Annotated in this window: 8 protein-coding genes and 1 CRISPR repeat array (1 of these 9 only partly in view); all 8 genes read left to right on the top strand. The window is 63.1% G+C overall.

The annotated features are described in order from the left end of the window. Positions 1–527: 527 nt before the first annotated feature. Genes cas3 through cas2e form a run of 8 tightly spaced genes read left to right on the top strand, consistent with a single transcriptional unit; the run spans position 528 to position 9864 of the window. Positions 528–3539, top strand: coding sequence for a CRISPR-associated helicase Cas3' (gene cas3, locus E0E39_RS01100; RefSeq protein ID WP_130873095.1), 3012 nt, complete (start codon positions 528–530; stop codon positions 3537–3539). Further along, a complete protein-coding gene (gene casA / locus E0E39_RS01105; RefSeq protein ID WP_130873096.1) occupies positions 3526–5190 on the top strand; it encodes a type I-E CRISPR-associated protein Cse1/CasA in 1665 nt (554 codons plus the stop codon). Before cas3 ends, casA begins: the two co-directional genes overlap by 14 nt. After that, entirely contained in the window at positions 5187–5873 is a 687-nt protein-coding gene (casB, locus tag E0E39_RS01110) for a type I-E CRISPR-associated protein Cse2/CasB (protein WP_130873097.1), read from the top strand. The genes casA and casB overlap by 4 nt, the downstream gene beginning before the upstream one ends. A 19-nt stretch (positions 5874–5892) precedes the next feature. Further along, entirely contained in the window at positions 5893–7029 is a 1137-nt protein-coding gene (gene cas7e, locus E0E39_RS01115) for a type I-E CRISPR-associated protein Cas7/Cse4/CasC (RefSeq protein WP_130873098.1), read from the top strand. Further along, positions 7026–7751 (top strand): type I-E CRISPR-associated protein Cas5/CasD, encoded by a 726-nt coding sequence (gene cas5e, locus E0E39_RS01120; protein ID WP_130873099.1) that lies wholly within the window; start codon positions 7026–7028, stop codon positions 7749–7751. Before cas7e ends, cas5e begins: the two co-directional genes overlap by 4 nt. Continuing rightward, on the top strand, positions 7751–8512 hold the full coding sequence (locus E0E39_RS01125) for a type I-E CRISPR-associated protein Cas6/Cse3/CasE (RefSeq protein WP_130873100.1): 762 nt from the start codon (positions 7751–7753) through the stop codon (positions 8510–8512). The genes cas5e and E0E39_RS01125 overlap by 1 nt, the downstream gene beginning before the upstream one ends. Beyond that, a complete protein-coding gene (cas1e, locus tag E0E39_RS01130) occupies positions 8509–9462 on the top strand; it encodes a type I-E CRISPR-associated endonuclease Cas1e (protein ID WP_130873101.1) in 954 nt (317 codons plus the stop codon). The genes E0E39_RS01125 and cas1e overlap by 4 nt, the downstream gene beginning before the upstream one ends. A 6-nt stretch (positions 9463–9468) precedes the next feature. Then, positions 9469–9864: a type I-E CRISPR-associated endoribonuclease Cas2e gene (cas2e, locus tag E0E39_RS01135; protein ID WP_130873102.1), complete on the top strand. Its 396-nt coding sequence runs from the start codon at positions 9469–9471 to the stop codon at positions 9862–9864. Positions 9865–9885: 21 nt separating this feature from the next. After that, positions 9886–16369: direct repeats of the CRISPR family, unit length 28 nt; unit sequence GTATTCCCCGCGAGAGCGGGGATGATCC (it continues 262 nt past the right edge of the window).

Here is a 16369-nt window from a genome sequence, read left to right on the forward strand (position 1 = left end):
TATTCATGGCCGCTCCGAAGCTGGTTGAGCCGGACCGCGACGAAGGAGCAGTCCGAGTCGAAACCACCCCGTGGGTATCTGAGGACTCCGGGGTCCGAGTGTGCTTCTCGGCCGCCGGGTGGTTTCGACACAGCCGTTCGCTGGCGCTCACGAGCTGGCTCAACCAGCATCCTGTGAATAATCCTCCTTGGAGTGGATTGAGGCTGTTGGTTTCAGCCCCGACATTCTTTGGCAGGCCGAGTCGGAAAAATATGATGCCTGCATCATATGCGTCTCGGGTGACACTCCCCCTCACGCTGGATGAGCCCCGGGTATCATCACGGGGTGAATCATCGCTACGATGATGAAAGCCGCGAGTGGAAAGGCGGTTTGAAGACGCTTCACAGGTGCTGCGTCGGGGGACATGTCGATGGGCTGTTCGTGTCCGTTGGCAAACCTGATCGGCTCCTGGTGACTGGCCGCATCATGCCGCTTTCCTCTTGTGGTTGCAGTTTTTATTGGTTTTCCCAAGGGAGGGAAGAAACAAAATGGCACGTCCGTGCCCGGGGACTCCCGCCCCCGACCCCAAGGACCTGAAACCTCCGTCTTTTCCTGATCCGCAGCCGGACCTGACCGGGGCCGCCCTCTCGGAGTTGACGCTCTCCTTCTGGGCCAAGAGCGGCAAATCGGATCCGACGACCTGGCTGTCCGTGAGCCAGCACCTGATGGACGCCGCCGATGTCGCGGGGCTGCTCTTCGACCGCTACCTGTCGGAGCATCACCGACGGCTCCTGGCATCGGTCTGGGACGGTGACGCATCCAAGGCGCGAGCCGCGCTGGTTTTCCTGGCGGGTGTTCACGACGTCGGGAAGATCTCGCTCCATTTCTGCTGCCAGCACACCGGGCTCGCGGAGTTCGTCCGTGAACTCGGCCTGCCCGTCCCGGAGAAGAGGGATGTGCAGCATCGCGAGCATCTCCCGCACGGATTCGCCAGTCAGTTCGCGCTGGTGGAGGCCGTGGCGGCCGGCGGCGGCCAAAGAGAGAGCGCCGCCCAGTGGGGTGTCGTCGTCGGCGTCCACCATGGCCGTTACCCGGACCCGGCGGTTCTCAGGGTGGCTCGTGGCGCATATGAAGGAGGGCCCGGTTGCCAGGGACGCGAATCCCGCTGGCACGAATCCAGGCAGGAGATCATCCGGTGGATGGCCCGTCGGTCGGGTTTCCCCCTTGAGAACTGTGCCGAGACGGCGCTGCCCGAACTGCCGATCAGCGTGGCCGCCGCCTATTCCTCGGTGGTGGTCATGGCGGACTGGCTCGCCTCCAACGAGGACTACTTCCCCCTCCTGCCCCAGGAGGAACGCCGGGAGCCACTGAGCCCGGCGGAACAGCGGCAGAGAGTCGAGCGGGGATGGTCGCGGGCGAAGGTGCTGTCCCCCGTGAGAGCCCCGAGGCGTGAGGAGACGAACCCTCGCGACCACTATCGCCACAGGTTCGGGTGGGGCCCCGAGATGCAGCCGACCAGGGCCCAGCAGCGGGCGGTCGAGATCGTCAACGACGAAGATCCGGATCTCATGATCGTCGAGGCACCTCCGGGATCGGGAAAGACCGAACTGGCCTTCGCCGCCGCCGAGGGATTGATGCGCAAACGGGGGTTGCAAGGGGTGATGATCGCCCTTCCCACGCAGGCCACCACCGACGCCATGTACACCCGTTCCGTGGCCTGGCTGGAATCCATTCTGGAGGACAGTCCCCAGGAGATCGGCATCCACCTGGCGCACGGCAAGAACGATCTCAACGAGGGTTTCATCTCGCTTTTCGGCAGGAAACAAACCCCCGTGCAGGTGTACGACGACGAGCCGGGTGGCGGCGAGGGGAACGGCCTGCTGGCCAGCAGATGGATGGCGCTTCGGTGGCGGGCCACCCTGTCCCCGGTGGTCGTCGGGACGATCGATCAGGTGTTGCTGGCCGCCCTGAAATCGCGGCACGTCCTGATGCGTCACCTGGGGTTGATGGGCAAGGTGGTGATCATCGACGAGGTGCACGCCGCCGACACCTACATGGAGGTGTACCTGGAGACGGCGCTCACCTGGCTCGGGCTGTACCAGGTGCCTGTCGTGCTGCTCTCGGCAACGCTCCCGTCGGATCGTCGGCGCGGCCTCGTCGCCGCCTACCGCCGCGGACGCACCCGCGGCGAACTGGGCGACGATCCCGGCCTGGACGGTGACATCGGGTACCCGGTGATCACCACCGTGGGCGAGGACGGCCGCACCGTTCACCGTGAGGTGGTCTCGGGGGGCGGTGTTCACACGCCCAAACGAATCGTCCCGCTCGATGTGGCCGACGAGAACTCCCTTGCGGACCTGTTGTGGGGGAGAACGAGAAAAGGCGGCTGCGCAGTCGTCATACGCAACACGGTCAGGGCAGCCCAGGAAACCTACGACGTCCTGGCCCAGAGATTCGGCGCCGATGAGGTCACGCTGCTGCACTCGCGTTTCCTGGCCTGCGATCGGGTGGAACGCGACAAACGGATGCTGTGGCTCTTCGGCAAGGACGGCTCCAACCGTCCCGGGCGGCACATCGTGGTAGCCACCCAGGTCATCGAGCAGAGCCTGGACGTCGATTTCGACATGATGATCACCGACCCGGCTCCCATGGACCTCGTGTTGCAACGGATAGGGCGCCTGCACAGGCACCCGGGACGGGAACGGCCACCGGGGCTGGAAGAGGCCGTCTGCCACGTCATCGTCACCGACCGCAGCGCCTCGCCGTGGGGGTACGGGCGCGGCAGTGAGGTCGTCTACGGGGCGTATCCGCTTCTCAGATTCCTCGGTGTCCTGGCCGATCATCCCGACGGACTGGTGGTTGAGGGACCCGGCGACTACGCGGCCTACACGCAGCTCGCCTACTCGGCGGAAGAGGTCGGTCCGCGGTCGTGGGCGGAAACCATTGGGAAAGCCTGGGAAAAACAGGACGATGAGAACAAAAAGTCGATCTCCAAGGCTCGTGGCTACTTCTTGGATGGGCTCAGGCTGCCGACGTGGAAGGCGGACGCCTTGGTGTCCTCGTTCGCCGGGAACGCGGCGACGGGGGAGGAGGGCCTGAACAAGGACGGTATTTGTGCCCAGGCGGCGGTGCGGGACACGGAGGACCAGATTCCCGTGCTCATCGTTCCCATGGACCCTTCGATGGGCAACGTCCCGATCATTCCGCCGTGGCTGGAGGACGAGGACGGCCTCCCGGTGGCGTTGGACGTCGGGACCTGGCCCAGCGCCGAGCAGGTGAGGCAGGTGCGGTCCTGGAGCGTCTCACTGCCACCGTGGTCCTTCAGGGACAAAGGTGATGTCCTCGACGAGACCATCGAAAAAATTGTCAGTGCCATCTGGGATTGTGAAATCACCCAGAACTGGGAGTGGCTCGAACACCCCCTGCTCAGGGGCGAGCTGATCCTCCCGATGAGCCGCGTGGAAGCGTACTCGACTCGCCTGGAGACGGAACTACACAACCGCAAACTCGTATACACCCAGGAGAAAGGGCTGGAGGTGCAGGAACTTGACCGAATGTGACTACAACCTGCTGGACGAGGAATGGATCCCCGTCCTGCTCATGGACGGCAGTGTGGAAAATGTGGGGATTCTCGGGGCGTTCGAGCGCGCCTACGACATCGAGGATCTCGCCTGCGACCTGCCGACGCAGAAGATCGCCATCCAGCGGGTGCTCCTGGCCATCTGCTACCGGGTGGTGCCATTGGAGGACGCGAAGGACTGGAAGAATCTGTGGCTCGCGGGATTGCCGACGGACCGGATTCGCGCCTATCTGGAGAAGTGGCGTGATCGTTTCCACCTGTTCGGTGGAAGGCATCCGTTCATGCAGGCCCCGGATCTGCGCACACCGAAGGATGCGGTGTCCGGGCTGGAGAAGATCGTCGCCGACGTCCCGAACGGCGAACAGCTCTTCACCACCCGCCACGGACGGGCCCTGAGCCGAATCACTCCTGCGGAAGCGGCCGTCTGGGTGATCCACACGCAGGCATACGATCCCTCCGGCATACGTTCGGGCGCCGTCGGTGACGATGACGTGAAAAATGGCAAGGGGTATCCCATAGGTCCGGCGTGGTGTGGGCAGACCGGTGCCGTCTGGCTCCGGGGCGGTAACCTCGAGGAAACCCTGATGCTGAACCTGGTTCCCGCGGATACGGTATGCCTTCAGGGACCATCCCCGCAGAGCGACGAGGCGGCATGCACATGGGAATCGCAGGCGGTGGAAACCGCGGTGCGACGCGACTACAGCAGGGATGGAAAACCGGACCCGAACGGGATCGGCATTCCTCGGCTGCTCACCTGGCATTCCCGGCGGATGCGCCTGCACGGCGACCGCGATGGCGTGACCGGGGTGGTCCTGGCCCAAGGGGACAAGCTGGGGCCGCAGAACATGCAGCACTTCGAACCCATGAGCCTGTGGCGATACTCCCAGCCGCAGTCCAAGAAATTCAAGGAACACGTCTACATGCCCGCCAAGCACGAGCCGGGACGGGCCTTCTGGCGGAACCTGCCATCCACCCTGCCGGTGGACGAGAGAATCCCCGGCTTCGACAAGCAGGAGCAGCAGAAGTTCCAGCAGTCCGCCACCCTGTTCTTCCACGCGGGTTTGGAAACCTCGGGTCTGGAACGTTATCCGGTGCGCATCCGCCTTGAGGCCGTCGGAATGACCTATGGCCCTCAGGAAGCGGTCATCGAGGACCTCTACCACGACCAGATGACCTTGGCGAAGGTGCTGCTGGAGGAGGAACGCAAGGAATTCGCCTATTCGGTGGAGCAGCAGGTTCTTGCCATCGAAGAGGTTGCCAAGGCCGTCGGAATCCTGGGGGCCAACCTCTCCAGGGCGGCCGGGGAAAGCGGGGATGGCGCTGGGGAGGGCGCCCAGAAACGGGCCAAGGAGAGTTTCTTCGCTCTCATCGATGATCCGTTCCGCTCCTGGCTGGCGTCGCTCGACGGGAACAGCGATGTCGAGGACAAGGAGCGGGAGTGGATTGAGACCGCCCGGAGAGTAGCGAAGCAGGTTGCCAGCGAGCTGGTCGCTTCTTCCCCCCGCTCCGCGATCACGGGACGAGACACGGGCATGACCTACATGAGCAGCGGAATCGCCGAGAACTTCTTCACCAAGGCACTGAACAAAATACTGCCACCCACCAACTCCACGAAAGGAGAGAACAAGTGACCGCGGAAACCCTGGATGTCACCCCGACCGATGAATCCGAGAACGCGGGCTGGAACGGCCCTCTGCGTTCAGCAGACGATGTCAAGAAACGAGTGCGCAGCGTGATCAAGCTGCGACAGGAAAAGGACTCGGCCGCAGTGGCCGCCCGCGCCCACATGCGTTCCGCCGCCGGACGGGAGGTCGGGGATGTGCCCGCCATCTGGTCCTACACCCTCGACAGCGGGTCGGAGAAAGAACTGGGACAGAAACCAACCAGAGGAGAGCGCGCCGTGCACACCGCGCTCACCCTGTGGGCCCTGCACCAAGGATCGAACGACGCTCCCATGAACAGCACCTGGAAACACGAACGCACCATCGGCGCTTCCGTTCGCAGATTGGCGTACTCCGACATGGGAGGTCGTGAGCGAGCTGAGGAACATCCCGTCTACAAGCGGTTGTGCGCCATGATCGCGGCCCCCACCTTCGAGTCCTTGACCGTGCACGCGCGGGGCTTGGTCAGCATGCTCGGCAGCGCGGAAATCTCGATGGACTACGGACGTTTCGCGGCGGACCTCTACAACTGGCAGAAACCGGAGCGCCGCGCGGGCGTGTTGCGCCAGTGGGGCCGTGATTTCGCTCGTACCCCTGCCGATGAGGAACAAACCGGCTCCTCCACCACAACCTCTATCCCCGAACCCAACTGAATTGAAAGGAATCACTTCCATGGCACGTTTCGTCGACATTCACGTCCTGCAGACCCTCCCCCCGTCCAACCCGAACAGGGACGACACCGGAGCCCCCAAGTCGGCCACCTTCGGCGGTGTTCGCCGCATGCGGATCTCCTCCCAAGCCGTGAAGCGGGCCACCCGCCAGGACTTCATCGATTCCCTTCCGGACGGAAACCGGGGAATCCGCACCAAACGGGTCGTCGAGGTGCTGAGGGACGCTGTCGTCCAGCGCGATCCCGCACTGGCCGAGACCGCCTCCGGTCTGGCGGAGATGGCGCTCACCGAGATGGGTTTCAAACTGAAGGAACCTCGTCGCAACAAATCCGAAGAGATGACCGACGAGCAGCTCAAGGAAGCCGGATTCCTGGTGTTCCTCTCCGCCAAGCAGGTCGACCACGTGGCGGACGCCATCGTCTCCGTTGCCCACGCCGACGATGCGAAGAAGGCGTTCAAGGAACTCAAACCGAGGAACTTGGCCGATGTCGACCATTCCGTCGACATTGCTCTCTTCGGGCGAATGGTGGCGGAACCCAACAGCCTCAACGTCGACGCAGCATGCCAGGTGGCGCATGCGCTGGGGGTGGGGGCCGTCGAGTCGGAGTTCGACTACTACACCGCCGTGGATGACGCGAAGAACGCCGACGACGAGGCGGACGAGGGTGCGGGCATGATCGGTTCCATCGAGTTCGCATCGGCGACGCTCTACCGCTACGCGACCATCAACCTCGAACTGCTCAAGGAAAACCTGGGTTCCGAGCAGGTGGCTGATGAGGCCGTGAAGGTCTTCATCGACAGTTTCGTGCGCTCCATGCCCACCGGGAAAATCACTACCTTCGCGAACCGGACGCTGCCCGACGCGGTCCTGGTGCAGGTGCGTGACGATCAGCCGATCAACCTGGTCGGTGCCTTCGAGAGTCCCATCGTGGCCGACCAGAAGGGCTTCGTCGAGCCGGCCGTGAAAGAGTTCGTCAGCTTCGAGAAGGAACTGCGCGAGGGCAGCGGCCTGCTGCCAGAGAAGTCCCTCGTCGCATGGACGGTCGCACGCGCCCAAGGGATCGAGGCCCTCGGGGAGCGTGTCCCGCTGGCGAACCTGGGTGAGGCAACGGTCACGGTACTTCGGGACGCTCGATGAGCAAGGTCCTCGTACTCAGGCTGGCAGGTCCCATGCAGTCATGGGGCTCCTCCAGCCGTTTCACTCGACGCTCAACGGAGGCCTTCCCGACGAAGAGCGGCCTTGTGGGACTGCTCGCAGCCGCCCAGGGGAGACGTCGCACCGACCCCATCGAGGATCTCGCGAAGCTGAGGATGGCGGCGCGTGTGGATCAACCCGGCGAGCTGCTGCGTGATTTTCACACGGCACACCGTGAGGGAACCTCCATGCCCCTCTCGGATCGTTTCTACCGGGCGGATGCGGTTTTCGTGGCATTCGTCGAGGGATCGGACGAACTCATCGAGGGACTGGCCGAGGCCATTCGACGACCGGTTTTCCCGCTCTATCTGGGAAGACGGTCCTGCCCCCCAACCTTGCCCTTGTTCCTGCAGGTGCACGAGGGCAAGGCGTGGGAGATCATCACACAGTTGCCATGGCAGGCCGCTCGCTTCCGGCAGCAGCAGAACAAGTGGGAAGAACACGTCTCCCTGCGGGTGGTGGCCGACAAGGGAATTCTCCCGGATGCTGAATCGTCGTCCCACAGCCTGCAGGACGTGCCCGTGAGCTTTGACTCCACACGGCGCCTCTACGGGCTGCGTTCGGTCGATGAGACACGGGTGACGATTCACAACCCACAATATGAAAAACCCAAGGAATCGCCGGCCCCGAAGCCCGGTGATCACGATCCCATGGCGGTGATCTGATGTATCTCACACGTGTGTACCTGAACCCACACCGTCGCGGCTGTCGACACCTGGTGTCGTCCCTCCAGAGACTGCACGCAGCCGTTCTCACCGGCTTCCCCCCGGGAGCTCTCCGAACGGAGGGCGAGGGCAGGGTGCTGTGGCGGTTGGACAGGCCGAGCGACAACCGTCGGGTCAGCAGAAGCACTGACACGGATGTGGGCCGTGGACTGTGCCTCTACATTTCCTCGCCGGTGGCTCCCGATCCCGCGGCTCTCGTCGAACAGGCGGGATACGAGACGGCGGGGGGAGTCGTGGTAAAGAAACTCGACGATTTCCTGGCCAAGCTGGAGAAGGACCAGCTGTGGGGATTCCGCATCACGGTGAACCCGACCTATCGTCACACGGACGGTGATGGCAGGAAACGGCTCATGGGACACGTCACCGTGGCTCGGCAGACGCAGTGGCTGTTGGACCGTGCGGAGGCAAACGGATTCCAGATCCCGATGTCTGCTGAGGTCGGAGGGGATCTGCCGGTTCTCGAGAACGAAGCGGGTGAACGAGTGGATGGAAGAAACCTGCTGGTTGCCCTGGTGGATCGACGTGTCGAGAACTTCGTTCGGGTGAGGAGCGGGGACAAAAATCCTGTCACCCTCAAGTTGGCGACCTTCCAGGGAACTCTCAAGGTGACTGACCCGCAGGCTTTGCGGTCGGCTCTCGCCAATGGCATCGGGCGGGCCAAGGGCTACGGTGCTGGCTTGTTGACGTTGGCACGGCCATGAAGGACATACCGGGAGCGCGGCCTCCGGCTCCGAAGGATCTGGTTCGGATCCGGGACCGCCTCACTTTCTTGTACGTGGAGAGGTGCACGGTGCATCGGGACTCCAACGCGATCACCGTGACCGATGCCAGAGGCGTGGCCCATGTCCCAGCGGCAGCGTTGTCCGTTCTGATGATCGGGCCGGGGGTACGTGTCACACACAGCGCCATGTCCGTTCTGTCGGAGAGCGGCGCCACCACGGTGTGGGTGGGGGAGAACGGCGTGCGTTACTACGCCCACGGTGTTCCTCCGTCGAGGTCCTCCCGTTTGTTGGAGGCACAGGCCAAGGCCGTAAGTGACCCAGTGCTGCGGGCCTCGGTGGCCAGACAGATGTATCTCATGCGATTCCAGGGTGAGAACGTCGAAAACCTGAGTATTCAGCAACTTCGTGGTCGTGAAGGGGCGCGGGTCAGGAGACTGTATCGGCGAAGCTCCAAACGCACAGGAGTGCCGTGGGACGGTCGTGAATACGATCCGAACAACTTCGACAACTCCTCTTTGGTGAATCAGGCGTTGTCTGCGTCGAACACTGCGCTCTACGGGCTGATTCACGCTGTGATAGTCGCGCTGGGATGTGCCCCGGGTTTGGGGTTCGTCCATACCGGCAATTACCGTTCGTTCGTGTATGACATCGCTGATCTGTACAAGGCTGATCTCTCCATACCTGTCGCGTTTGATGTCGCCTTGGAGAACCCTGAAGTGGGAGTTGGAACCGAGGCTCGGCGGCGGATGCGGGACGCCATCAGGGAAAGCAGAATCCTGGAACAGGCGGTTCGCGACATCAAGGCGCTGTTGAGCAAGGGAGGCGCTTCTCTTGAGGAGGATGATGAAGACCTGATCGTCGATGACCTGCATCTCTGGGACGATCTTCTGGGAACGGTCGCGGCCGGTGTCTCCTATGCCGAGTGGTGAGCGCTGATGGTGGTTCTGGTTCTATCGGCTGTGCCGGAGGGGCTGCGCGGTCACGTGACCAGGTGGTTGCTGCAGATCTCGCCGGGTGTGTTCGTGGGTAACCTCAGCGCGCGGGTTCGGGAGAGGCTGTGGCAGATCGTCACCGAGACAATGGGAACTGGGCGGGCAATCATGGTGTTCCGCGCCAGGAACGAGCAAGGCATGTCCTTCCTGACATGGGGCGATCCATGGGTACCGGCTGACTACGAGGGGCTCACTCTGATGGTCCGCCCAGGCCCAGCAACCGATGAGCCAGACGACTCGCCGCGTCAGGATGGCGGCCGTCGTCGACGTGGGACGAGCGACTTCGAGAAGCGGAGACGTGCGAGGAGGGGGTTCCCAAGATCTGACAGATCGAGCTGATAAAATCCCTTGTCAGCAAGTGTATTCCCCGCGAGAGCGGGGATGATCCTATCGTGGTGACTCAGGGCTGTGGTGTGGTCACGTATTCCCCGCGAGAGCGGGGATGATCCAGTCTCCACGATTGTCGGGTAGTCGGTTTGTGGGTATTCCCCGCGAGAGCGGGGATGATCCGTCGATCATATAAAAGGATCAATTGCATTAAAGGTATTCCCCGCGAGAGCGGGGATGATCCCAGCGCCCTGAATGCGTGGCTCCTCCCGATTATGGTATTCCCCGCGAGAGCGGGGATGATCCGTGGGGCGTATGTACGAGACGTCACCCCGGTGGGTATTCCCCGCGAGAGCGGGGATGATCCATCATACAATGTCATCGTTGGGTTTGCTTTACGGTATTCCCCGCGAGAGCGGGGATGATCCTAGAGGGTCCAGGCCGAGATTGTTCGCGAGGACGTATTCCCCGCGAGAGCGGGGATGATCCCAGGGGCGGGTAGCGGTACCAAGTCCCGGACGCGTATTCCCCGCGAGAGCGGGGATGATCCGGACCCCCCCCATCAGTTCCCATGGGGGCAGCGGTATTCCCCGCGAGAGCGGGGATGATCCGCTTGTCCCATGTGGCACGGAACCGCGCGGGGGGTATTCCCCGCGAGAGCGGGGATGATCCGAAGATCGCGCCACCAACCTTCGGGGTGCCAACGTATTCCCCGCGAGAGCGGGGATGATCCGCATCCGCTTCCAGTGGCGGATCCCCCAGCTCCGTATTCCCCGCGAGAGCGGGGATGATCCGGACCGCGGCCTGTGGTTCAAAGCCCAGCTGGAGTATTCCCCGCGAGAGCGGGGATGATCCGCTGCCGCGAGTCGTGGCGGGAGATCGAAAGTGGTATTCCCCGCGAGAGCGGGGATGATCCGGACCCCCCCCCATCAGTTCCCATGGGGGCAGCGGGTATTCCCCGCGAGAGCGGGGATGATCCGGTGTTCCTTTCCGGTTTGGTTCGACTGTGGGGGTATTCCCCGCGAGAGCGGGGATGATCCGTGGATGCCACCGCGGGGGGTGTGGCGGATGGCGTATTCCCCGCGAGAGCGGGGATGATCCGAAACGCATCGTGACCTGCGCCTTGTGGGGCGTGTATTCCCCGCGAGAGCGGGGATGATCCCCAGCGGGCGGTTTCCGCGAGGGCGGGGATGAAGTATTCCCCGCGAGAGCGGGGATGATCCCCGCTGCGTACCCACCAGAAAGAGCCGCACCAGGTATTCCCCGCGAGAGCGGGGATGATCCCATCGAGTGCCCTACCCGTACCGTGTTCGTCACGTATTCCCCGCGAGAGCGGGGATGATCCCGCCCTACTACGGGCTTGGGAGGCCGCGGAACAGTATTCCCCGCGAGAGCGGGGATGATCCCCGCGCAGCAGAATCTCCGAGTGGCGCGGTGGCGTATTCCCCGCGAGAGCGGGGATGATCCGAACGCCAGAACGTTGTTCCACAGCGCTTCCCAGTATTCCCCGCGAGAGCGGGGATGATCCGTCGCGCACCCACGACGGGAGTTCCAAGTTCAGGTATTCCCCGCGAGAGCGGGGATGATCCGCCCTTCGGAAGGCGCTACGTGGCGGCACGGTTGTATTCCCCGCGAGAGCGGGGATGATCCGGATGATCGTCAACGGTTCCAGAGCGGCGACCGGTATTCCCCGCGAGAGCGGGGATGATCCCCACCCCCGACCCGTTCTTGGGGACAGCCGACTGGTATTCCCCGCGAGAGCGGGGATGATCCGTAGTCGCGCCCCGACGCGACCCGGGCGACCCGGTATTCCCCGCGAGAGCGGGGATGATCCTGTCACCAGCTCCGCCGACGTGTAGGCGTCAAGGTATTCCCCGCGAGAGCGGGGATGATCCCATCCAAAACCCGGGTCGGACTTCGACCAGAGCGTATTCCCCGCGAGAGCGGGGATGATCCGGACGCGAACGCGGGGTTCTTCCATGTCACCTCCGTATTCCCCGCGAGAGCGGGGATGATCCGGCGCTACGTGGCGGCACGGTTTCGGATGCCCCCGTATTCCCCGCGAGAGCGGGGATGATCCCTACACGGAGGCCAACATCATGGCCGGCGTTGAGTATTCCCCGCGAGAGCGGGGATGATCCCGCCCATGGCCCGGCCGTCCAGTCCAGCACTTTGTATTCCCCGCGAGAGCGGGGATGATCCTCCGCCCAAGAGGGTGGCGGCGAGCTGGGTGATGTATTCCCCGCGAGAGCGGGGATGATCCCTGCGAAGGAAACACAACCAGGCAGAAGCGAGGGTATTCCCCGCGAGAGCGGGGATGATCCGGGAAAACATCATGACCTACACCACACACCCGCGTATTCCCCGCGAGAGCGGGGATGATCCGGTTACCGTTTCGCAAGCCACTTGGTGGATGTTTGTATTCCCCGCGAGAGCGGGGATGATCCCTTCCGGCCGTCACCCGCCGTGGCGGCGGACTGGTATTCCCCGCGAGAGCGGGGATGATCCCTCGACGTGCCTCGGGACGAGTTCGTCCCCGCGGTATTCCCCGCGAGAGCGGGGATGATCCCTCTCAGTCGCCTACGCAGGAGACTTGCCATGGTATTCCCCGCGAGAGCGGGGATGATCCGTGATGGCGTTGCCGGTGAGCGGGTTGATGCGAGTATTCCCCGCGAGAGCGGGGATGATCCCGCCCTACTACGGGCTTGGGAGGCCGCGGAACAGTATTCCCCGCGAGAGCGGGGATGATCCGGTCGCCGAGCTGATCAAGGCAGGGGAGATCGAGTATTCCCCGCGAGAGCGGGGATGATCCCCGTGCCACTGCGCTGCCGCATCGAGGCACCCAGTATTCCCCGCGAGAGCGGGGATGATCCGGTCGCCGACGAGGTCTACATCAGCCGCTACCTGTATTCCCCGCGAGAGCGGGGATGATCCTCCCGACGGCCGGATCACGCTGACATCGGCTGCGTATTCCCCGCGAGAGCGGGGATGATCCTATTGTGGTCACTCAGGGCTGCGGTGTGGTGACGTATTCCCCGCGAGAGCGGGGATGATCCCCGGATCACCACGATGGTCGATAAGCGGAGGATGTATTCCCCGCGAGAGCGGGGATGATCCGTGTGGAGCCGTCCGATGAGGCTGTAGAGCACGGTATTCCCCGCGAGAGCGGGGATGATCCCAACACAAACAAAGACTCCCATTCAACTCAAACGTATTCCCCGCGAGAGCGGGGATGATCCTGGGGCAAGTGCATCAACGAACACCCCAAAACCGTATTCCCCGCGAGAGCGGGGATGATCCGTTAGTTGTTGACCGAACTGCTTCAATCTCTGCCGTATTCCCCGCGAGAGCGGGGATGATCCCCACGGTATCGAACCGTTTGACAAAACTATCAGGTATTCCCCGCGAGAGCGGGGATGATCCCTATTCCACTGTCATCAACTATTCGCACGGTAGGTATTCCCCGCGAGAGCGGGGATGATCCCCGGGCTCTGGAGGCTCTGGAACCGCTCGGATCGTATTCCCCGCGAGAGCGGGGATGATCCTCTGGGATCCCTCGATGTGACGACCGATACCCGGTATTCCCCGCGAGAGCGGGGATGATCCTTGGGATGTATTCACTGATGCTGCGATGCTGGCGTATTCCCCGCGAGAGCGGGGATGATCCGTGCGGCCATCCGCCGTTTTTGCGACCGCATCAGTATTCCCCGCGAGAGCGGGGATGATCCTCGCACCGGTCACAGCCTGATCAGGGCGACCAGGTATTCCCCGCGAGAGCGGGGATGATCCGACCGGCGGCCAGCAGGCCAATAGCGGCCACGAGTATTCCCCGCGAGAGCGGGGATGATCCTATGCCTCAAGTGCATCTTTCGGGCATTAGCCAGTATTCCCCGCGAGAGCGGGGATGATCCCGCCCCTCGATAGCAGACAATTATGTCCGGAGTGTATTCCCCGCGAGAGCGGGGATGATCCCCTCCACAGCCGAAGGGGAGGTAGACATCTACGGTATTCCCCGCGAGAGCGGGGATGATCCGACACCCAATCGTCTGCACCACACGGTCCACAGGTATTCCCCGCGAGAGCGGGGATGATCCTGACCAGCAGGTCACCGCGCAGTTCTACATCCCGTATTCCCCGCGAGAGCGGGGATGATCCTCTTCCGGGCAGTCGATCCGTACAGCCAGTACGGTATTCCCCGCGAGAGCGGGGATGATCCCGTCATAGTCAAGGCGGCGAACTCCGCTGATGAGTATTCCCCGCGAGAGCGGGGATGATCCCCAGTGGGAGAATCCAAGGCCATGACGGAAGACGTATTCCCCGCGAGAGCGGGGATGATCCCCCCGCCTGCTGGCCGCCGGGTTTCCTTCCCCGGTATTCCCCGCGAGAGCGGGGATGATCCCGTTGTCATTCCCCGGGCGCCTCAGTGGCGGGAGTATTCCCCGCGAGAGCGGGGATGATCCTCAACAGCCGTCACGCAAGCCTCGAAACGGACCGTATTCCCCGCGAGAGCGGGGATGATCCCATCACGCCCCCTGGGAGGGTTTGATGCGGCGGGTATTCCCCGCGAGAGCGGGGATGATCCCCACCGTCCGGCTGGACCAAGTCGGCAGTGAGGGTATTCCCCGCGAGAGCGGGGATGATCCATGTGCTCCGGAGGGTAGACAGCATGGCTGTGGGTATTCCCCGCGAGAGCGGGGATGATCCGTACTCGAAAATTGGCTCCACCGTTGCCGATCTGTATTCCCCGCGAGAGCGGGGATGATCCGGCACGTCGGGGATTGAGGCCAAGAAAAAAATCGTATTCCCCGCGAGAGCGGGGATGATCCTTCGGCCTGTGCCCCTCAGAAGCCTCAGAATCGGTATTCCCCGCGAGAGCGGGGATGATCCCCGCGCAGTTTCGACTGCGCGGTTTTTCATGTAGTATTCCCCGCGAGAGCGGGGATGATCCTCCGTCGACAATACTCTGCCAGAGTTCTCCCAGGTATTCCCCGCGAGAGCGGGGATGATCCTATATGTGCGCCACACCGAGTTATCGACGATACGTATTCCCCGCGAGAGCGGGGATGATCCGTCGCGTATCCGAGCTATCTCAGAGCGGAACCTAGTATTCCCCGCGAGAGCGGGGATGATCCAGCGCCGGGAAAAAGTAGCTCCGGAGCCGATGGGTATTCCCCGCGAGAGCGGGGATGATCCTTGTGGCGACTGTTCACGATAGTGTCCTATTGGGTATTCCCCGCGAGAGCGGGGATGATCCGCCACAGCACCCGGCACAGTGTCATACCCATGTGTATTCCCCGCGAGAGCGGGGATGATCCGGACCTCGAGGCCGCCGACCAGTCGGTGATCGAGTATTCCCCGCGAGAGCGGGGATGATCCAGCCGCGGAGCAGGCCGAGGAACACGCGGCGAAGTATTCCCCGCGAGAGCGGGGATGATCCGCCGGCGCGGTTCCACTGGATACGCATGGCCTGGTATTCCCCGCGAGAGCGGGGATGATCCCCTCGGCTACGTGTCCAAGGACGGCTTGTCGTGGTATTCCCCGCGAGAGCGGGGATGATCCCTTCGCGGATGACGAGGATGAGGCGTGGCCTCAGTATTCCCCGCGAGAGCGGGGATGATCCCACCCGGACGGAGAGCTGACACGAAAGGCCCTCGTATTCCCCGCGAGAGCGGGGATGATCCCCGCCCCAAGGTGCTGTTCGCGGACGCCGTGTCGTATTCCCCGCGAGAGCGGGGATGATCCGGCGTGGACGTTTCGGAGCCAACAATAGGTCAAGTATTCCCCGCGAGAGCGGGGATGATCCCACCTCCTGACAAACAACAGCAACAAGAACAAAGTATTCCCCGCGAGAGCGGGGATGATCCTTTGAGGATGAAACCATGATCTCTTCCGAAGGGGTATTCCCCGCGAGAGCGGGGATGATCCGATCCCGGAGATCGTGGAGCTGATCCAGTCCCAGTATTCCCCGCGAGAGCGGGGATGATCCGTGGTGCTGTCCGGTTTGGACGGGTCGAAGCTGGTATTCCCCGCGAGAGCGGGGATGATCCTGTCCCTCGGATCAATACCCACTCGTAACTCCTGTATTCCCCGCGAGAGCGGGGATGATCCCTGGGACACCGTGGTGCAGTGGCTCAATGGGGTGTATTCCCCGCGAGAGCGGGGATGATCCCACCCCTGGCTCTGGCTCAGCCACCATGCCTCTGTATTCCCCGCGAGAGCGGGGATGATCCCTGCGCGGTTTTTCCGGGTAGCACCTACTCCCTGTATTCCCCGCGAGAGCGGGGATGATCCGGGCGACACCGGACCTGCGGGCCCTGCCGGTGAGTATTCCCCGCGAGAGCGGGGATGATCCGGAGATGAGATCGTAGGCCGTCATTCTGAGCCCGTATTCCCCGCGAGAGCGGGGATGATCCAGCGTATATTCTTGTGCAGGAGGTTCTCTAATGGTATTCCCCGCGAGAGCGGGGATGATCCTTCTGCTGTATTCTGGGGGTATGGGTAAGACAAGTATTCCCCG

The organism is [Pseudopropionibacterium] massiliense, from assembly GCF_900607225.1.
GTDB classification, from domain to species: Bacteria; Actinomycetota; Actinomycetes; order Propionibacteriales; family Propionibacteriaceae; genus Arachnia; species Arachnia massiliensis.